This window comes from Brevibacillus sp. AF8 (assembly GCF_021270385.1).
GTDB lineage: Bacteria > Bacillota > Bacilli > Brevibacillales > Brevibacillaceae > Brevibacillus.
In genome coordinates this window covers 649,807-669,167 of the sequence record NZ_JAGQDN010000001.1, presented here as the reverse complement: position 1 = coordinate 669,167, position 19,361 = coordinate 649,807, and the positions used below count along the sequence as shown (strand labels likewise).

General features: G+C 41.8%; 24 protein-coding genes. 6 read left to right on the top strand and 18 right to left on the bottom strand.

Features of this window, described 5'->3' with window-relative positions:
- Nucleotides 1-250 precede the first annotated feature (250 nt).
- The 8 genes from KB186_RS02560 to arsR form a co-directional block, all read right to left on the bottom strand.
- Nucleotides 251-625 carry a hypothetical protein gene (locus KB186_RS02560; protein ID WP_232773048.1) on the bottom strand — a complete coding sequence of 125 codons (375 nt, stop codon included), beginning with the start codon at nucleotides 623-625 and terminating at the stop codon, nucleotides 251-253.
- A gap of 143 nt (nucleotides 626-768) precedes the next feature.
- Entirely contained in the window at nucleotides 769-1,398 is a 630-nt protein-coding gene (locus KB186_RS02555) for a hypothetical protein (RefSeq protein WP_232773047.1), read from the bottom strand.
- Nucleotides 1,399-1,873: 475 nt separating this feature from the next.
- A complete protein-coding gene (locus KB186_RS02550; protein ID WP_173607928.1) occupies nucleotides 1,874-2,167 on the bottom strand; it encodes a hypothetical protein in 294 nt (97 codons plus the stop codon).
- 156 nt (nucleotides 2,168-2,323) lie between these two features.
- Complete coding sequence (locus KB186_RS02545) at nucleotides 2,324-2,851, bottom strand: hypothetical protein (protein WP_173607927.1); 528 nt, start codon at nucleotides 2,849-2,851, stop codon at nucleotides 2,324-2,326.
- 307 nt (nucleotides 2,852-3,158) lie between these two features.
- Nucleotides 3,159-3,569, bottom strand: a complete 411-nt coding sequence (gene arsC / locus KB186_RS02540) for an arsenate reductase (thioredoxin) (RefSeq protein WP_173607926.1) — start codon at nucleotides 3,567-3,569, stop codon at nucleotides 3,159-3,161.
- A gap of 25 nt (nucleotides 3,570-3,594) precedes the next feature.
- Complete coding sequence (arsB, locus tag KB186_RS02535; RefSeq protein ID WP_173607925.1) at nucleotides 3,595-4,632, bottom strand: ACR3 family arsenite efflux transporter; 1,038 nt, start codon at nucleotides 4,630-4,632, stop codon at nucleotides 3,595-3,597.
- Between the two features lie 18 nt (nucleotides 4,633-4,650).
- Nucleotides 4,651-5,088 carry an ArsI/CadI family heavy metal resistance metalloenzyme gene (locus tag KB186_RS02530; RefSeq protein ID WP_173607924.1) on the bottom strand — a complete coding sequence of 146 codons (438 nt, stop codon included), beginning with the start codon at nucleotides 5,086-5,088 and terminating at the stop codon, nucleotides 4,651-4,653.
- A 64-nt stretch (nucleotides 5,089-5,152) separates the two neighbouring features.
- Nucleotides 5,153-5,467 carry an arsenical resistance operon transcriptional regulator ArsR gene (arsR, locus tag KB186_RS02525; protein WP_217366852.1) on the bottom strand — a complete coding sequence of 105 codons (315 nt, stop codon included), beginning with the start codon at nucleotides 5,465-5,467 and terminating at the stop codon, nucleotides 5,153-5,155.
- A 359-nt stretch (nucleotides 5,468-5,826) separates the two neighbouring features.
- Between arsR and KB186_RS28390 the strand changes: the two genes are divergently transcribed.
- Nucleotides 5,827-5,943, top strand: a complete 117-nt coding sequence (locus KB186_RS28390; protein WP_173608370.1) for a MerR family transcriptional regulator — start codon at nucleotides 5,827-5,829, stop codon at nucleotides 5,941-5,943.
- A gap of 153 nt (nucleotides 5,944-6,096) precedes the next feature.
- Here the strand turns inward: KB186_RS28390 and KB186_RS02520 are convergent, their stop codons facing one another.
- Nucleotides 6,097-6,306: a hypothetical protein gene (locus tag KB186_RS02520; RefSeq protein WP_173607923.1), complete on the bottom strand. Its 210-nt coding sequence runs from the start codon at nucleotides 6,304-6,306 to the stop codon at nucleotides 6,097-6,099.
- A gap of 79 nt (nucleotides 6,307-6,385) precedes the next feature.
- Nucleotides 6,386-6,604, bottom strand: a complete 219-nt coding sequence (locus KB186_RS02515; RefSeq protein ID WP_173607922.1) for a hypothetical protein — start codon at nucleotides 6,602-6,604, stop codon at nucleotides 6,386-6,388.
- A gap of 249 nt (nucleotides 6,605-6,853) precedes the next feature.
- Here KB186_RS02515 and KB186_RS02510 point away from each other — a divergent pair, with 249 nt between their 5' ends.
- Both KB186_RS02510 and KB186_RS02505 read left to right on the top strand, forming a co-directional pair.
- Entirely contained in the window at nucleotides 6,854-7,420 is a 567-nt protein-coding gene (locus KB186_RS02510) for a DUF4062 domain-containing protein (protein WP_173607921.1), read from the top strand.
- A gap of 465 nt (nucleotides 7,421-7,885) precedes the next feature.
- Nucleotides 7,886-8,590, top strand: coding sequence for a serine hydrolase domain-containing protein (locus KB186_RS02505; RefSeq protein ID WP_232773046.1), 705 nt, complete (start codon nucleotides 7,886-7,888; stop codon nucleotides 8,588-8,590).
- Nucleotides 8,591-9,143: 553 nt separating this feature from the next.
- On the opposite strand, the gene KB186_RS02500 is transcribed toward KB186_RS02505, so the two are convergent.
- Both KB186_RS02500 and KB186_RS02495 read right to left on the bottom strand, forming a co-directional pair.
- Nucleotides 9,144-9,968, bottom strand: a complete 825-nt coding sequence (locus KB186_RS02500; RefSeq protein ID WP_221868642.1) for a DUF6492 family protein — start codon at nucleotides 9,966-9,968, stop codon at nucleotides 9,144-9,146.
- 854 nt (nucleotides 9,969-10,822) lie between these two features.
- Complete coding sequence (locus KB186_RS02495; RefSeq protein WP_370646642.1) at nucleotides 10,823-11,152, bottom strand: DUF1259 domain-containing protein; 330 nt, start codon at nucleotides 11,150-11,152, stop codon at nucleotides 10,823-10,825.
- A gap of 96 nt (nucleotides 11,153-11,248) precedes the next feature.
- Between KB186_RS02495 and KB186_RS02490 the strand changes: the two genes are divergently transcribed.
- Nucleotides 11,249-11,626: a PH domain-containing protein gene (locus KB186_RS02490; protein WP_173607919.1), complete on the top strand. Its 378-nt coding sequence runs from the start codon at nucleotides 11,249-11,251 to the stop codon at nucleotides 11,624-11,626.
- A gap of 715 nt (nucleotides 11,627-12,341) precedes the next feature.
- On the opposite strand, the gene KB186_RS02485 is transcribed toward KB186_RS02490, so the two are convergent.
- From KB186_RS02485 to KB186_RS02475, 3 genes are all read right to left on the bottom strand, one after another.
- Nucleotides 12,342-13,139 carry a putative protein N(5)-glutamine methyltransferase gene (locus tag KB186_RS02485; protein ID WP_173607918.1) on the bottom strand — a complete coding sequence of 266 codons (798 nt, stop codon included), beginning with the start codon at nucleotides 13,137-13,139 and terminating at the stop codon, nucleotides 12,342-12,344.
- A 275-nt stretch (nucleotides 13,140-13,414) separates the two neighbouring features.
- Nucleotides 13,415-13,801 (bottom strand): GNAT family N-acetyltransferase, encoded by a 387-nt coding sequence (locus KB186_RS02480; RefSeq protein ID WP_221868641.1) that lies wholly within the window; start codon nucleotides 13,799-13,801, stop codon nucleotides 13,415-13,417.
- 183 nt (nucleotides 13,802-13,984) lie between these two features.
- A complete protein-coding gene (locus KB186_RS02475; protein WP_173607917.1) occupies nucleotides 13,985-14,623 on the bottom strand; it encodes a flavin reductase family protein in 639 nt (212 codons plus the stop codon).
- Between the two features lie 341 nt (nucleotides 14,624-14,964).
- On the opposite strand from KB186_RS02475, the gene KB186_RS02470 reads away from it, so the two are divergent.
- Nucleotides 14,965-15,912: an ABC transporter substrate-binding protein gene (locus tag KB186_RS02470; protein WP_173607916.1), complete on the top strand. Its 948-nt coding sequence runs from the start codon at nucleotides 14,965-14,967 to the stop codon at nucleotides 15,910-15,912.
- 595 nt (nucleotides 15,913-16,507) lie between these two features.
- On the opposite strand, the gene KB186_RS02465 is transcribed toward KB186_RS02470, so the two are convergent.
- The 3 genes from KB186_RS02465 to KB186_RS02455 form a co-directional block, all read right to left on the bottom strand.
- Nucleotides 16,508-16,912, bottom strand: a complete 405-nt coding sequence (locus KB186_RS02465; protein ID WP_173607915.1) for a hypothetical protein — start codon at nucleotides 16,910-16,912, stop codon at nucleotides 16,508-16,510.
- An 803-nt stretch (nucleotides 16,913-17,715) separates the two neighbouring features.
- Nucleotides 17,716-17,802, bottom strand: coding sequence for a YjcZ family sporulation protein (locus KB186_RS02460; RefSeq protein ID WP_083261501.1), 87 nt, complete (start codon nucleotides 17,800-17,802; stop codon nucleotides 17,716-17,718).
- A gap of 568 nt (nucleotides 17,803-18,370) precedes the next feature.
- Nucleotides 18,371-18,508 carry a hypothetical protein gene (locus KB186_RS02455; RefSeq protein WP_173607914.1) on the bottom strand — a complete coding sequence of 46 codons (138 nt, stop codon included), beginning with the start codon at nucleotides 18,506-18,508 and terminating at the stop codon, nucleotides 18,371-18,373.
- Between the two features lie 236 nt (nucleotides 18,509-18,744).
- Here KB186_RS02455 and KB186_RS02450 point away from each other — a divergent pair, with 236 nt between their 5' ends.
- Nucleotides 18,745-19,251: a TetR/AcrR family transcriptional regulator gene (locus KB186_RS02450; protein WP_173607913.1), complete on the top strand. Its 507-nt coding sequence runs from the start codon at nucleotides 18,745-18,747 to the stop codon at nucleotides 19,249-19,251.
- Nucleotides 19,252-19,361 lie beyond the last annotated feature (110 nt).

Here is a 19,361-nt window from a genome sequence, read left to right as displayed (position 1 = left end):
CGCGAAAAGTTCGATGCTGACTCGTTACAATCACTGCTTGTACCATATGATCACGAACAGATGAAAGCCTACCCTGTTCCAGCAATGGTTGGCAGTCCAAAAAACGATATACCAGAATGTATTCAAGAAATAGCTAACCCGTCCCTGTTTTGAGGAGACGGGATTTTTACTGTGATTCGTATGCGGAATTTGCGGGTACACGAAACAAATACTTTATTTGACCACGAGGTACAATTCGTAGCCAGCGATTCTACTTCTGATTATCTTCAGGAAGTAGCGAATATTCTAAACCCATAAAACTAGCTACAGAGAGCTCTTCTTCGTTTATGACCTGAAATCGGTAATTAGCAGGAGACAATAGTGCCTGGTTATCAGCTTCTGTCAAATTTTCTTTTAGCTTTAGCTGTTGCGAAATCGTATACCGATTCTCTTTACTGTTTAACTTAATTTGAACGAGTGAAGGAGACTCTGCAAGCAAATTTTTAATGGTCTCGTTACCTGGCATATCTGCAAACGAAAAGTAAATGGGTTTTTCAGTATGCATCATTTTTTCTCTCAAATCGTCCGAAATTAAGATTCGTAACGTGAGTTCTGCGGAATTACCGTTTTTTGTTATTTGAAGCACAGATGTTTTTAAATTCTCCCCTGTAATTTCTTCGAAATAATCGTAGACGCTTACATATGACTTCTCTTTAGGGACTGTTACTGCCTCGCTACAGCCACTAAGAAGAACCAAGAACAGAAGGAGAATGATATGGAGAGGTCGGATCATAGATCTTTTGATTTTTTACTGGAATACTCTTTATACGAGTATTTGACGTTAACGTAGTTAGAATCTACTACTCTGCCTTGAAAATATTCGACTATGTTTCCAGTTGTTTTTACGGCTTTTGAGCCGTATTCAACGGTTGTAATCGTACGCTTTGGTATGACCCAACTATGGGTTGTTTCTATAACGTCTTCTTTTCCAAATGCAATTTCAGCATTAATCCCTACTTTTCCCTCTATTATTCTCCAGTTGACTTTCGACTCGGCTTCCGCACCTACTTTTCCTGTCAAAAATGTTTTTCTTGTAACCTTCCGTGAAAATGTATCGTTCTCGTTACTATCGTTCTCAATATCAGCTTCATAAGATTTTGATTTGTATAGGTCCTTCTTAGACTGTTCATACACTTTGCCAGTCATATCATTGCCTAAGGGACCAATCTTAGATGAATCATTCTTTGTTAGGACATCTGTAAAATCATATTCTACTGGGTTCTCATATACATGTTCAACAATTTTTAGTTTACCTATTTTAATAGGCTCACCTTGAGATACTGCGAAGGCAGAACCAGCTCCAGATACTACTAAACTGCTAAGTAAGACAGTTGCGACAGAAAGCTTCTTAATATTCATTCTTTTCCCTCCAGTATATTTAACGCAATTTTCAATGCGGAATTATTATAACATATATTTCCAATTAATTCATATAACTGGAATTGCATATGCCGGAGATCTGGATCCACCATGTCAGGAAGCAGCGAGCGTGATTCCTTTCAACTCATTAGATAAACTGCTTGGATGAAAGCGGGAGGGGTTCGTAATCCTGTTAACAAATAAGCATAAAAGAGAAAACAAATACTAAATGAAGACAAGAGCCCTCCAACGTTGAAGGGCTCTAAGCAGCATTATATCGGGCTTTTCTACATGTATAGCACACCCACAAACGCACCCACAAAATGATGAAAAGCTTTGATGTCATTTGAAATAACAGTAGGTGAAAGGATTGATTTTATGGGGTTTCTAAGGAGTATTAAAACCGATTGCAAGCCATGAATATGTTGCGCACACGCGTTCATGACTGGGAGCGCGAGCAATACATGACTGCTTACTAATAAGCGAAACCCCTTGTGCCTGTAGGTGCGAGGGATTTTTCTACATCTGATGCAATACACAGATAAGTACTGAACGGTAACGACCAAATAAAAGGTACCAAGATTAACGGTGCGGCTACAAAGGACGTAACTAAAGCGCAAATGGCAGGAAGCAAGATCAGCAAAAATAGCAAGAAGTCGAGACCTTTAAAGGACTCACAAAAAATATAGTCATAGCAAACAATTAATGACATCAATGATCCACTAAGACCAACCAATAAACCTCCAATGGAGAACCAATTCTTTAGCATCGTATCAACCCTCCTTTATGGACCAAATAGTACCATCCGAAACTTTAGGAGGAAAGAAAACGAGCTCAATCGCTTTACAAAATGTTTAATGAAGAAACGCAAATAGCCGTTTTCGTTACCGAAACGGCTTAGAAACAACGTTGTGTAATATATAACTTAAAAGGCTATATACTTCATTTCCTGGTTCGATAAAAGGCTGGCAACCTGATGGAGATTTAAGGGGATTGCAAATCGTTCCATATTAGATCTGTCTTCCCAGTCCATTGCATTCCCTACCCATGTATTGGTTGTTCCACAATAGGCTACACGACCACCGAAACGAACAAATGTTAGGGCCCATTCTAATATATTCTTTGGATTGTCACCGTAAAGAAATTGTGGAATTTCCATGCCTAATTGTTGAGTGACAGTTTGTTCGGTATTAGGACTACCGATCATTTTAACAAGCCTTCCTTTCACCAAGCCATTTACCCCCTCTCCATTAAAAAACATAGTGGTTTGGATACCGAGACGTTGCCAATATGCTGCTGAAATAAAGCTAGAGAAATACTTTGCCCCTTGATCCGGGGGTGAGGAAAGATGGATTAAAATTGGAGTTTGCGTAAAGGAATTTTCGTCACGATAAATGGGGTGGTTAACAGAGCGAGCCCAATAATGAGGCAGGGAATATTCATGAAATATCATGTTAGTTCCTTCCTAAGTCATATTTTTTGTATGGTATGTTATTAGGTCGGAATAGGTGTGTGTCTTGTAGCAAGCGGAGGAAGGTATGAGCCTGGTATTCCAGGAGGCAAGGGGAGCTAGATGCTAAATTGAAGCGATTGAGTCTCGAGCTTAACACATCGGTAATTGAGATGAACGGAGGCAAGACGGTGTACAGCCCAATTAATGCTTCGGTAATGTCTAGGGGTAGCCTCGCCTGCCAAAGAAAAAAGAGCCGCAAGGTAGCTCGGCTCTTAATATAATCTTAATGGTCTCTCTAATATTAAATTTATTCTCCGGTCTCGTTGAAACTCTTAATGCGAGCGCCGATTTCATCACGAACTCGTTGAAACTCAGACCATTCTTTTCCCGCAGGATCGTCAAATCCCCAATGGACGCGTTTTACATGAGAAGGAGTAGCTGGACAAACGGAATCTGCATGGCTGCATAATGTCACGACGAGATCCGTATTGTTCAATATATCAGGGTCAATGACATCAGATGTTTGACTGGAAATGTCTATGCCAACTTCTTTCATCGCTTGAATGGCATTTGGATTGACCCCATGGGCTTCAATACCAGCTGAAAAGACGTTCCACTTGTTGCCCAAGTATTTCTTTCCCCATGCTTCTGCCATTTGGCTTCGGCAAGAATTTCCTGTACATAAAAAGTAGATTGTTTTTTTGTTTTTGTTTTCCATGATGTACCCACCTTTTCAGCTTCAATTAGGAAATGCTGGCAAAATACTTGCGCTTGAACCATAAAGCTACATAAACCAATGCAATCATCACAGGTACTTCAACAAGAGGACCGATGACGGCTGCAAAGGCGGCGCCTGATTGAATCCCAAACACGCCGACTGCCACAGCGATAGCTAATTCAAAGTTATTACTGCCTGCTGTGAAAGCAAGCGTCGTAGTAACGGGATAATTTGCGCCAATCTTTTTCCCCATATAGAATGAGATAAAGAACATGAGGATGAAATAGATAAGAAGTGGAATGGCGATGCGAACAACATCAAGAGGAACGCTTACGATGTTTTCTCCTTGTGTTGAGAACATGACAATGATGGTAAAGAGTAAGGCAATCAGAGTCATAGGGCTAATTTTTGGGATGAACACTTTCTCGTACCATTGTCTGCCTTTCACTTTTACAATAGTAAAGCGTGTCAGCATCCCAGCAAGAAAAGGAATACCCAGGTAAATAAACACCGATTTTGCCACTTCCGCCATCGTAATGCTAATGACTGCCCCCTGAATCCCAAGCCATTCCGGAATTACGGTGACAAAGACATAGGCATATACTGAAAAGAAAAGCATCTGAAACACAGAATTGAAAGCCACAAGCCCCGCAACATATTCTGTATCTCCTTTTGCGAGGTCATTCCACACAATTACCATAGCGATACATCGTGCCAGCCCAATCATTATCAGCCCAACCATATATTCTGGTTTATCTGGCAAGAAAATGATGGCTAGTAAAAACATCAAAACCGGGCCTATCACCCAGTTTTGAATAAGGGATAGTACAAGAACCTTAAGGTCTTTAAAGACACGTCCCATTTCTTCATATCGAACTTTTGCTAAAGGGGGGTACATCATTAGGATTAAGCCAATGGCAAGCGGTATGGATGTTGTACCAATTTGTAAGCTGTTTAATCCATTTGTGAAAGTAGGAAAGAAAGTTCCGATAATAATCCCTACTGCCATAGCAAGAAAGATCCAAAGGGTCAAGAAGCGATCTAAAAATGATAATTGTTTCATTGGGCCTCCCACTTTGTCTTAGCAGCAAGAATTGGTTGCTTCTGTTTTTGAATCTACGCAGCAGGATGTGGATTCGATTTTATGAATGTCACTGTCAGACTTTGTGTAGAAAAATTCCCACTCATTACCGTCTGGATCAGTAACCCAAAATTTATCCTGCACAGCATAACAACATGTCGTATCCATCTCGTCCCGAGCGAAAAAGCCTTCTTTTTCTAGTCTTTCCTTATGAGTTAGGATTTCATTTGCAGTTTCAACCTGGAATCCGAAGTGGTTAACCTGATTTCCACTTACTGTATCCCGAACATTCAATGTGAAATTTAGTCCTGGGGTTTCAAGCAAGAACTTAGCATAATCAGGTTTTACCTTTACAGGATTAACTCCAAAAACCTTCTGATAGAACTCAATAGATTTCTCCAGAGTGGTAACGTTAACGCCAACATGTACATACTTCATTTCATAATCCTCCTTTAATTAAAAACTATTAATCAAAAAAAGTTGATGTAAGGTCTAAAAAAAATTAGCAGCAGCTTCCTTTACCTGTTTTCCTGAAAATACAGCAAAGCTCTTCCGATAACAGATGATTCACTTCACCATCATTTAAATCATAGTAACTCCATGTGCCTCTTGTCTCTTTCATAATCAGATTAGCGTCCAATAAGATTTTGAGATGGTAAGATAACTTTGATTGAGGCATGTCAAAAACCTCGGTAAGGTCACACACGCATGTTTTACCTCTCTGGCAAAGCTCATACATAATTTCTAAACGTTTCTGATCGGCGAGAGCTTTGAATTTTTTCTCATATAGCTCCAAATTATGCTTGATGTCATTCATGGATTACGACCTCATTCATCAATTTTTCTTGATGCATTTATTATATGTATGATTACCAAGAAGATGCAATAATTAAATCAACTTTTTTTGATGTAAGCTTTTTTTCATTTAGTATCGATCCATGTAATCGGATAAATAAACGAACTGTTTTCCACCACCAATAAACTGCGGATAAGGTCAGTTACATAATTTTAAAAGGTGAATATAATTGAACAAATCCGTAGATATTCTCGAAGTAATAATTCAGCAACTATTAGAGGATGATAGGTTGGTACAGATGTTGATACGGAGATTACTAGAAAGGATGGGGACGAGCCTGCAATTGAAAAGTGGTTAACTGTTAATGAAGCAGCAAATACCTGAATATTTCTTCTGACACGATCTACATTATGGTACGCGAAGGTACATTACCAGCATCTCGACTCGGATCATTAAGTTCACGAAAACCAGCACTTCGCTTTCAACTCAGTAAATGATTGGATGGAAGCTGGAGGGCGCCGCGATCCTGTTAACAAACAAGCATGAAGGAAAGAAATTATTCCATATAGTAAAGTGCACCCAGGAGTTTGATGCCTCACGGGTGCAGTGATGGCTGATGGGGATTCTAACTACCTTTACAATCTAGCGCCTTATCTTACATCGTTATCCTTTGCAATTGGATAGGTTCCACTATCTTCAGACGAATTGGTTAGCGTTTGAAAACCATTGAGGATACTCTTCATCTGTTTTATGTCCTCGCTTAGTTCATTTGGGGAGTTTACATGCTTTTTAATATTCGAAGCAAGACCCTCCATTTGGTCAGCTAGCCTGTGAACCAATCCAACATCGAATTGAGTCATTCTAATCACTCCTTCATCTGTTTTTACATTCCTTGCTTATAATACTGGTGTGAGAAAGAAAATCCCCGAATCTCGAGGGTTACAGTCTACCAATATGCTTGCTTACTTCAAAGCCGCTTAGACTTACCTTGGTCCCAGATTGGTTCGCTTCATAATTCGACGGAATCCCAATGTCTGGTCCAAATTCCTCACTTGCTCCGGCGGGGAGCGACTGTTCCAACGCCTCGACGTAGTCGACATCTGACTGAAATATACCCTTTTTATCGCTTTGATCTTTCGTTTCTTTTTGGTTAGTCATCGAAGCACTCCTTTCTAACGTAGTTTTTCCAAGCAAATAAAAATGAATTCCTTCTAGACCCGTTGTAACACAACATTACGCTTATACATGGGGGAAGAGAATAGCATGGAGACTCAAGCGCCTAGAACTGTTTATAGTGGCATATGGCACAGGTGCAACCTTGCTGCATGAAAACATCAGTCAATTTTGACAAATAAAGTGAGTGAGTGGTAGATTTTATTTATACTATTTCTTAATATGGGTGGGCTTATGAGAAAAAAATTACAAATATACATATCGTCTACTTACTACGATCTTATTGAGGAAAGACATACCGCTGTTGAAGCCGTACTCCAAGCCGGTCATATCCCTGCTGGAGTCGAGCAATTTTTCAAGGAAAGTCCAATGAAAATTAGGAAGAGATGGATCGACGAGTCCGATGTATATATCCTGATTCTCGGAGGATTCTATGGTTTAACACTTCCTGATGAATCCAAGAGCTATACGCAATGGGAATATGAGTATGCCGGAGAAGCGGGCAAACCTAGATTTGCTTTTGTTGTCACAGATGAAGCATTAAGACAAAAGCCTTACGACTTCGCAGCAATTGAATATTATCAGAAATTTCAAGAGTTTAAGCAATCGGTCATGGAACAAATTCCTATCTACTATGTTGAAGATGTACGGCACATTAAAATGGTACTTCGTGATCAATTGCCAGAGTATGCAGCAAGAGACGATTTGTATGGCTGGTTTTCCGGCAAGGATGTCCCGGACGTTCAAAAGCTGTTGGAAGAGAATGCAAGATTAAAGGCGGAGTTGGAGAAAAAGAAATGAAAGAGGGGCTGGCAATCAGCCCCTTTCTTCTGTCTTCGCTTAATGTTCTCCTTTAATGACAAAGAACGAACCCCGAATGGTCCCTGTAGTTTTACCGTGTAAGATATGTAGACTACAATGATGGTTTCGATGAGTGATTAATCTCATCACTTGCTTATCTATGTGTAATCGTTTTATTTGAATTAAGAAATAAAACAGGCAAGAATGCCTCTGGTGATTAGGGGAACTTGCAACCGAAAAGACCCAACTCCTTAATCGTAGGAGTTGGGTCTTTTCCATTATTTCGGGGGAGCGTCGCCGGCGTGGTTTGCATCAGCTTCACACTCGATCACATCTTTATCAATAACCGTGCTGCCCATCTTTATTGTTTCTACCCGTTCCTGAAACGCTGTTGCTACAAGACCCATCCCATTTTGCTTTAGCTTGTGCTTCCTGAATTGCTCGGTCTTGAGGAAACGGCATCTGATGACGCATAACGCAGGCTTAACTTACCGTTTCTTCCAGGAAGAAAAGAGAACTTATGAGCTTGCCGGGGTATCGGACGGCATGGATCTGACGGGAATTACACTTGAAGAGAATCTGCAAAGACTTGCTTCTGTCCCGCTTCTATATGAGCCGGGGAAAATGTGGAGGTATTCCATAGCAACAGACGTGCTCGGAGCGGTCATCGAAAAGGTTACTGGAATGCCGCTAAGTGAAGCTGTACGGATGCTTGTAACTCATCCGCTTTCCATGATGGACACGGATTTCAAGGCCGTGGACACGGACAGATTGACTACGGCTTACGCAGACAGCGCTGGAGAGCCCCGGCGCTTGCGCGATTTTGATACCGTTCCATTCGTGGAGGGGACGGCAGGATTCCTCCTTTCCCCAAACAGGTTTACCGATAAGACAGCTTATCCTTCCGGGGGAGCTGGCATGATTGGCAGCGCAGAAGACTTTCTCAAACTGCTGGAAGCTTTGCGGCAGGGAGGAAATCCGATTTTGCCGGAGGCTCTTGATACGAAAATGACAACCAATCAAATTGGTAACCTTGTAATGCCCTACTGGCCGGGGAGAGGCTTTGGACTTGGTTTCACGCTGCTTAAAGACCCAGCGGCTGCTAATAACACCGGAAGCGCCGGGAACTTGGCGGATGGGCGGCACCTATGGTCACTCATGGTTTGTTGATCCGAGAGAGGAGCTTAGTGTTGTAGGGTTCACCAATACGGCGCTTGAAGGAATGTCAGGCAGGTTTACAGCAGAGCTGTGCGAATCTGTCTACAAGGGTATTCGAGGAGTTAAGTAAAGAGTAAGAGGGTTATCTTGAACAAATATTCGGAGTATGCAGACCCTAGATGGCTATCAGATTACACTTACAAAGTTAATTTGAGATGAGAATTTATCATGCAGTACAATCGGTCGTTCAATTTAACGGAGAACGAGTTCAATAAACCAGCCGCAGTCTAGGACTTGGTTTTGCAATGCTTGGATGGAAGCGGGGGAGTTCGCGATTCTGTTAACAAACAAGCTTGAGAGAAAAGGCCATTTACTATAAAGCAAAGTGCACCCAGGAGCTTGGATAGCCACCTGGGTGCACTTAGTTTGAAGAATAGCTCTTTCGAATATTGTCCACTTAGTTGCCCACTCTTTTTTTCTGAGTACACAAATTCCATGTAGCTTCAAACTTGTCCATGTTATCTAATTCAACTTTCTTTGAGAAGTGGGCATACACATCAGCTCTTTATTTCCTCACGTTCTTCTTCTTCCGGATATACCAGCCGCGTTTATGAAAGGAGATGGACCTGTATTTCTGAGCCAGTCTGATGATTCGTTTGCGAGTAAGTGATGCCGGTTTTGAAGATAAGCTTTTGTTAAGGGAACTTCTTACAACCAGATGACCGGGGTAGTGAGCTTTCACGAAGTTACCGTAAGTTTCGAACTCGGAAAAGCCGGCATAACTCTGCTTGTTTGTTTTCTTGATAATCGCCCAATACCATCTAGTTTTATGCCTGGCCTCAATTTTAGACTTTAGCCGGGAGAGCTTCGATTTGTCGAACAGCATATAGTGGGCAACGAAAGAGCGTGAAGCGGTTGGTCTCGTGCCCATTAATTTCTTATAGGTGCGAAAATACTCGGGACGACTCCAGTTACGACAGTAAAAAATGGTTTTCCCGTTGACGAGAAAGACATGAGGTCGAATAAGAATGGTGTCGGCGTCAATCACAAGATAATACCTTTGCTTGGTCAAGTTTCCTCCCGCCAGCTTCAACAATTGTTGGAGCAGCCAGCCTGAGCGATTGGTGCGTTTGGTCTGGTAGTGAATGTCTTTTTTTGTAATTGGAAGGACGCGTCTTTCATTGATGAAGGTGCAGTTTTTACGCCGGCAGAGGGCTTGAATTCGTTTGCTTGGTGGCGATACAACCATGATCTTACCGACAGGATGCTTCACTTGCTTACGGATGCTGTCAATGACATAGGGAAGAGTACCGAGGTCTTTCTCAATAGCAGGGATCAGGACATCAATTTTAATAGAGCTGTTGAAGGTGCTTTTCGCTGAACGTGTCAACTTCTCAACTCCTTTTCGCTAAGCAGTTTCAAGCATATTTGTCTGAAAGGTTGGCCAAAGTGTCCGACTTTCCAGATAGGATATGATTTTTTTTCTTAGCGGGAATACGACAGATATGGAAATCCTGCGAAATGTGTGTTTGTCAAGCCTACTTGAGTCATGGAGCAACTCCTCACTCACTTTGTCTCGTCGAAATTGTTGATCTATAACAATGGCAGTTCAATCCGACTCAGATGGTACTGACTGGATAAATACGTTTCTCTGAAGGTAGACGGGAACACATGGAGTTGGCAGAAAACCAGGAGCGCTATGATGGCCCAGATGAAATCAGAGGAAACAAGCAAAAGGGTCTTTGACCATGAAAGACCTATGCCAAATTCATATCGGGATGAATTCATTCATTCTGTGTACAAAGTAAAATAGCCGTTCGAGTAGAACGGCATGTCGGGTGGAGTAGTTACGGTTACGTGGTGAAATGATGATTCTTTTGTGGTCAATTCGCCTATCTGGGTCAGGAAACGCAAGCATTACCAAGCATTGGGATTCTTACCTATCGGGACTTAGCACATGATGTGATAAATGAAGAAAAAGAAGATAGAAAGCTACTTTTATTGTCCCAGTATTGAGAGTCTTGTAGTAGTAGAGCATAATACCGAGGGTGAGCGCCCTTTGAAACGTAAAGTATGCACGAAATGCCTGTCAAAGCAAAAAGACGGCCAAATGAGGACGTCTCGCTGTATTTATCCCGATACGTATATATGTTGATCAAAAAAGCTTGACTCAGCGTTTCTAGGATTACGAGGAAAACCTTCGAAACGAGAATTCGTAAAAAATACCCGATAAAGGGGTGAAGATTAATGCTTCAAGACTGAAAGGGCGTGACGAACTTTATGCGCAAATTGGACGGGCTCGTCTATTGATTCGAAGTGTATAAACATGATGCCGGGGTTGTTAAAAAGCCAGTGATTGTGAAGGGCAGTAACCAGTATATCGTAATGGCGAAGAACAGAAATGAATGGGTTAATCTCTTCTGGGAGAATTACTGTTTCCCCCAAACAAAGCGCCTTCCCATTTTGATCCATTGATTCAAATGGAAACATCATCGGTACCGTTAGTGCTGAACGAGAAGGACGTCTTAAAATGGTTACGGGAATATTCCTAACTGTTCTGAATGTCCAGGTAATCTCTGCCGCCTTGAGGCTATAGTAACCAATTCAGTAGGAATTTTGAGCTGCTTCGAGAATATGATTTATCAATTAGTTGAATAGGGGGACGTTAATGTGGGCTTCTTAGATGGTCTAATGGGTAACGCTTCGGAAGTTAACATTGCAGATGTTCAAAAGGAGTATGCTCAAATCTTAGCTAATAATGAAAGAATAGAAAAGGCGTACAAATTAATTCGTGATATGTTCATCTTCACTAACAAGCGGTTAATACTGGTTGATAAGCAAGGCATTACTGGTAGAAAGATAGAGTACCATTCCATTCCTTATAAAAGTATTAATCATTTTAGCATTGAAACAGCCGGAAATTTTGATTTGGATGCGGAATTGAAAATTTGGGTTTCTGGAAGTTCAGTACCGATCCAAAAGCAATTTAACAAGAACTTGAATATTTACCATATACAGAGTGTGTTGGCCGATTACATTTTGGATTAGTATCGCTTGATAAAGGGACTGCCCAAATCATTATGCTACATCATTCTTGGACATGATGAAGAGTATCTATGAGTAAGGGATTATTACAAACTATTTACCAATATTTATACAGGAAATAGCCGCCCAATCAAACCGATATAAGTAATGTAAGATGAAATCTAGTGTAGACTCTCTTGGGGATAAGGCGTGTGACTCAATCTGTGCAGATGAGTCTGCGCTATTTTTTTTGGCAAGAGAAGGTATGCATACCTATATATACTTGTAGTAAATATCGAGCGGATATCCTACTATATGGATAACTACTTTTTTATTCACGTATTACTTCTTGTGTGTCCCAATTTGCTTAAAGCAGTTGGGGCTTTTTTTTATCGAGATGACCACCATGTTTATTTCCCCGATGTTGCTTACCATACATGACAAGCAGCATTTAATTTGTACATAATATCATGCGGTACCAAATTAGCCTGAATGAGCAGCTATTTTTGTACCGTTTTTTAAAATAGGGCGATGGTAAACTTTTTTGCTCGCCGCTGCATTTTGACTCAGGCGTTCATAGACTAAGTGACTTCAATTTCGAAGATTCGAATTATCTGCAGCCTCTTACAACAAATGGGAGGCGTATGGGCAATCCACACCATGTAGCGGGTTCTCCGTACACCCCGGTACCATCGTCACTGAGCTCTCCCTGTGGACAGGAGTGCACTCCTAAACCATTTTAGGGAGTCGTTTTCGTTCCGATTACGACGGTAGCATCGAGCTCGTCAGACCGTGTAACCCGTGTTTTCAGCCCGCAACGAGTGAAGATAGCGACTGTCTGTGGTGTCTGACGCTCGCTTGTTTCAACGAGTAAGTGTCCACCAGGAGCCAGCCAGAGTGGTGCTGCAGCAACTACTCGTCTCTGAACGTCAAGCCCATCCGATCCCCCGTCGAGTGCTATTCTCGCCTCATGCATGCGAGCTTCAGGTGGGAGAAATTCGATGGATTTGGTGGGAACGTAGGGAGCATTGGCAACGATGACGTCAACGCGCCCCGTAAGTATTTTTGGAAGAGGCTCAAATAAGTCTCCTTCGTATACGTGACCGTCTGCGGTAATAATATTGCGACGGGTGCATTGCACCGAGGCTGGATCAATGTCTGTAGCATACAATTCGATCTGTTTTATGTGAGCAAGAACCGCACCCACCGCCCCTGAACCGCAACATAGGTCAAGCACAACGGACTTTTGACGGATGAGGTCGGTAGCCTGTCTAACGAGAAATGCTGTACGCTGTCTGGGAACGAAAACTCCCTTATCCACCGTAATCCGCAGCCCACAGAACTCCGCCCAGCCGATAATGTGTTCGAGAGGCATGCCAGATGTCCGTTGTTCTACCATGTCCGAAAGTTCAGCCGTACCTTCTGCCGAGGCGATGAGGAGTCTGGCTTCATCTTCAGCGAAAACACACCCAGCTCCCTGAAGTTTAGTGACGATGGTAGAAAAAAATTGCTCGCCATGAATCCAATCATTTTTCAAATACTAATTTCCCTCACTTCAGAATTGATGTAATTTTATGTATTTGATTTTATTCTATGCTTAGGGGCAACACAACAAACGATTTGAAAAATGGGAGGAATTGCATGGGTGAGTGAATGAAGAAAGAAATTTTCATTCCGAATATGTCTTGCGACGACTCGAAACAACTCTATTTAAAAAATGAAATTGATAAGTGCTCATATAGAAAGAGGAGCCGATTGCTGGCTCCTGATGCTTCACTTTAGAAAAGGTGGACGAAGTTGATATTTATTACGCTATTTCCTCCAGAGTCCACCAGGGCAAGCAGTAAAACCACCTTTTTTATAAAACTCAGTATGTTCGGAGGCATAGGTTACCGTTACAATACCTAAGCCAGTACGTTCTGCTTCCTCTAACAGTTTTTTTACTAAGGCTACACCAACCCCTTGCTTTTGATGATCTGGATGCACAATTAAATCTTCCATATACCCATGTAGTAATCCAGTACCACAAACATACCCGAAGGCAATGAGTGTTCCGTTTTCATCCCGGAGTCCTGCCCAGTAATTGCATCTTTCCAATAACGTTGGGAAATCTCCATCTCGTCTCTCCCAACCAACTAACTCTCTTAAGTCTGGTACTTCATTATTATGAATGGGGAGGTTGATTAATACAGCATGCATTACTTTCGCTCCATTCTATCAAAATAGCTTATTCTGATTTTAATATCACTCGTTTTGAGACATGAGACTAATGGTTGACTTGAGGATCAAGGCGAAGACTGCTTATATATAGCGAAACCTCAACGTTTATTCATTTCTTTTGATAGCTTGATTCAAGGGCGCTCAATAGCACCCTAGTGATGTTTAATTCGATTTGCTAACAGAACTTGGAGATGGACCAAAAACTGGTGCTAATCTTGACGGGTGCAGCTTGGTGCTAAGGCCAAAAAACTCACAGAAGTTCATAATCAGTGGGCTCCACTTCTCAGGATCGATGTAGTTCTTCTCGCCAGTCATTAGGATTTGTTCATCAATGTGAACGCGTACGATCTTTACTTCAATAGCTTTTAAAGAACTGGGCAATTCAAAATTATGGACCTGCTCTAATCGTGCCTCCAATTGAACTGGGCACTCAGCAACGCGTGGAGGCCGAATCAGGTCTGAATCTTGGGGGGTGAGCCTAGCTGTTCCGAATTTATCCGGTTCAAATTGGTATCCCACATTAGCCTTGCGCTCTGGGACAGGATTTCGCCCAGTAAGCAGAGCTAGACGGTCTACCGCATGAGCAAGATCGGACGAAGGAAGATTTAAAACACATTCGCGTTCGCGCAACAAATTGGCAACGGTTTGAGATGAACTACTCATTCCAAGCATACATGATTGATTCAGCCACCAGGCAGAAGACATGGGGGCCAGGTTGACAGAATTGTCCTCATTTAAAGTGCTGATGAGTACAACCGGCGTCCCAAAGTAAAGAATTTTTGGCTCAACTACCTTATGCATAATCGCGCTCCCTCCACTTCGAAAAGAAAAGTTTTCCATCGCCTCAGATATGAGACCTAGTTCAAATTATAATCACTATCCATTTCGTTATTTTGCTATTTCATTTCGAGTGAACTTTGCACTACATTGCTGATGAGAAGGGGAGGAAGGGGACGTACATCAAGCACAACTCGCATTCATGAACCAAGACGATAAACTCATTTTTTATATATACACAAAAAATATAAAAATCATTGACATGAGAGCTCAAATATGTGATTATCTTCTCTGTCACTTATAATGATAATCATTATCAAATAATACCTCACACCAAACATCACGTGACAAGGAGAAATGAGCACATGAAAAAAGGAACACGAATTGTACTGGCCTGCTTGGTCGCCGTAGTTACTGCCGTATCCGCGGGTTGTGGAAGCAGCCAAACGGCTTCGGAAGCACCGAAAAAGCCTGAGACACGCGTAGTCAAGCATTTGATGGGGGAAGTGACGATCCCTGCGGAGCCAAAGCGAATTGCAGACGTATCGGGAGCAGCGGAGGAGCTTTTAATTTTGGGACACAAGCCGGTTGCTACGGCCAATACATACAAAACAAAAATCATGTCCCACGTTGCGGATAAGCTGACAGATGTAAAACCAGTTGGCTGGATGTGGGATGACTCCATTAATCTCGAAGCTGTGGTAGAAACAAAGCCAGACCTGATTATTATGAATAACCGCCAGCAAAAGGTGTACGAGCAACTGTCCAAAATTGCGCCGACGGTCGTTCTGGAGACAGACATGGACAAATGGCGTGATAAGTTTAAAGAAATCGGTCGCCTGTTTGGACAAGAAGAGGACGTGAACAAATGGCTGGCTGGGTATGACGAGAAGACGAAAGGAATGCACGAGCAACTTAAGCAAGCTTACGGCGACGAGACTTTTATGTTCCTGGCCGTAACGCCAAAATTGTTCCGCGTGTACGGGAATTATGGATATGCAGATATCTTGTTCACTGATCTCGGCCTGAAGCCAGCAGCCGGAACACCTGCTGATAAAACAATGGAAATGATCGAACTGGAGGGACTGACGAATTTTCAGCCAGACCATATGTTCCTCGTCAATTTCGGCGGAAAAGCGGATGATGTATACGCAGAACTGAAAAAGAGCCCAGTATGGAAAAGCAACAAGGCAGTTCAACAAGGCCATCTCTATGAGGTAAGCAATGAAACATTCAACATCAAAGCCTTTGGCCCAATTGGAAAGGAAATGCTCTTAGAGGAAATTGGAAGCATGTTGCTGAAAAAGCAATAGCGATGCGATCAACACAGAAAAGCGAAACTCCTTGTGCATGTTGTCACGAGGGGTTTTTTCTTTCGTGGGTGCGTTCAAAAAATAGAGGTCATCCAGACGGCACCCACGAAACAAGACGTAAACAGGAAAAACGACCTATCCACAAAACAGCACGCTATTTTCTTAGAGCGTATGATGGGAGATTGGGACAAAAAAGTCGGGTACGCCAAACCTCGTGCTCAATAGGGCACCTGACAAATGTGATCACAAATCCCGTGAGATCTCCAACGGCGGCAACGATCGTAACACTCTTCATCCAATCGTACTCTTCTTGAGTCAAGATATGGAAGACATAGCGTTTCACAATCTTCATGAGGCGGACTTACACGTCTACATTCGTTCATACATTCTTGAAAACTAGGAAGAAATTCAACCAATTGACCATTTACTTTCGTGAATCGCTTAGACCTAGATTTTCTCTTTTTCAAGTGATATCACCTCTTGATGACGATCTAAGATATTGTACGAATACAAGTGTCCATTTGATTGGTCAAATGTACCCCATGTATCGAAAATGTATGTGGATTAGCATTCAGGAACGTCACCAGGGCATGTTTTACTGAATCGTATAAGTAGCGACGATTACATTTTGATCCTGATAAGAATAGGGCGCTTGAAATTGTACGTAGTGATACCCGTCCGCATCAGCCTTAATAATGATACCTGTTGTGCCGCTCCAAATCTGTTTATTTTGAGCATTATAAACTGTGTAATAAGCAAAGCTACCTTTTGCACCGATACGGAGTTCCTGCCCTTTTTTTAGATAAATCGCTTCTTTTGGACTTAACTGCCCAGGAGTAAGGTAGTAATATTTGGTGAATGATTCTGCTTGCGTTTGTTGCTCAACGGTGACTGTGTTTGGTCCACCTTGTACATGAGCATTGGTAGAAGCGGAGGCATATGCAGGTGCGCAAGAGAGGAGTAAAGCGAACATCGAAATAGAGAGAAGCTGTTTTTTCATACCTAGTACACTCCTTTTAATCAATTCTGACCAAATTCTAAATACATAAGCTAAAGGTAATTATACTCAAATCAAATCAAATGGTAAATATTTACATTGTTATGAAAATCCACCCAGAATAAATTTTGCTAAGGCAAATGCCTACAGTTCAATCCACCTAGCAGGTGAGCTTACAGGAAGCATCGTATAAAAATTAATCGCAACGATCACGGTCATTGGCAATATTCACGATGCGAAAAACAGGGGGATGGTCTTATAGGAAGCAAAAAGTGAGTTTCAGTGGTTTATGGAGATGGAGGGGGATAATGAACTTTCATTTGATGATAATGACAGATGCAAAGCAAGTCGCAATTTGGAAATATCCGCAGGAATATTCGATATCGGGCTCGGAATGAAACCGGATCTGAAAGGGAAGGGGATAGGCTTATACAAAAACGAGATTCAAAGAAACGGCCTCATTCGTAAACAACCGGACCCCCTTTATTATGATGACGACGGAAGTGGAAAGCGTAAAAGAAATACTACTCTGAAGTATGTAGTTGGAACAAAATTCCTCACATGAAGACATTTAGCCGCTCGGAGAAAGAACCGGGCGGCTCTTTTGTTGAAATGGTAAGTGAATGAAATACCAAAGAAAAAGTTTTGTCGTAGGACAGGGCGTCCTAATCTAACCTCTCCACCATACTACACTCCTTCTACCAAAGCGTAACGTGGGAGGATTGGACAAAAGAAGGGCTCAAAGCTCCGAGATGTCATAGAGGGAGAAAGAGGGCAGCCTAGCCGCCCATCACATTGGACAGATATTAACAATCATCACAGCTGCAAGCAACAATTGTTAATAAAACGAAAAGAACCAAGACCAAAGCAAAATTGTCGTCAAAGAATCCCATCGATATCACCCCTTTGAAAAGTATGAGGAAGAACCTCAAACTCAAGCTATGCAAATTGAGGAGCTATGTAAGGGCGATACCACAGTAAGTAAAAAATTTGGGCATGTTCCAGCCATGTCCAAGCGCTCAAAAATGTTAAATCAGCAGGGGATATACGACCAAAAAAAAGGCTATCCCCTAGCCACATTCATGGCATTTGGGACAACCTTCTTGCTCTATCAAGTACTCATCATTTTCATAAGGTCTTTCATACTTTCTTCTCCCTGCTACATACATTTGTATATGAAAACGAGGAACAGAAAGAAAACGATTCAATAGAAAATGCAAATGAAACCAGTTCTTTTACCACTAAAGTGGACTTACAATGAATCCAAAAAAAGAAAAACATCATACCGATAGTTTATCAGTCGGTAGATGATGTTTGATTAATAATACAAAGTAGAAATTACGAACCTATTAATATCCCTTAGCACCTTTGTCGCCAAGATCGTTTGCAATTGTGTTGGCAGTCGTCGTTTTATACAGGAATTATCGTTGGTTCTTTCCAACTTCATTGGAATGGTTGGTGTTAAACGCTATAGGTCGGCCATCCGCAATACCCGTCAGCTTCACATGGTACACGTTGTTCTTTTGCGCTGCTAACACCAGGAAATGAAAGCGCTAGAAATAATGCAGCAGCAATACCAAACAGAGTAAATTTTTTCATAAATCTTCCCCCTCATTAGTTTGCCTTCCAAAAAAGTATACGCTTGGGAACAACATATATTCTGAATAAATGGAGTAGATGAAAAGGACACAGTTAATCCCATCTGCAGAGGGGACCTGCCACGTCCATCATCAATCGCGAAGTTTGTTGAGTGATATAAGTCATTTGAAACCCATCACAAACTGACGTATAATCAGATATTATTGATGAATCACTAAAAGGGAGGCGATCCTGCAATGACGTCAGTCAATCGTAAAACGGAAATCATTTCTGCGGCCATTGAGGTTTTTGCTGAAATCGGATATTTTCGGGCAACGACAGCGCAGGTTGCAGAGCGTGCAAAGATTTCCCAGCCGTATATTTTCAAGTTTTTTGCATCGAAGGAAGCGTTGTTACTGGCAGCATTAGAGGCGTCATGGGAACGGATCATTGACTCTTTCCGTCTCGTTGTGGAGTCCGCATCCAAAGAGCAGTTGGAAACAGATTTAATCAAGACATATGAAAAGATTTTGGCATCCCATCAAAATGAAATACTGCTTCAAATGCAGGCTCAGACGATTCAAGAGCCTTTGATTCGTGAGGCAATGCGCGAAGCATTTCGGGAGGTTCGTCAGATTGTCCTAACAGCTTTTCGCAAAGCGGGCATCGCGAATCCGGAAGAGAGAACGCTTATTTTCCTGGCAAGAGGAATGCTGTGTAACATTTCAGTGGCTTTGGACATGCCAGAATTGATGGAGGTGTAGCTGAGAAAAATTGCGAGAATTAGTTATTGACTAATCACTAACTAAAGCGTTATAGTTCAAATTAGTTAGTGATTGATCAATCACAAAATAAAACGAGTGGAGATGATCCG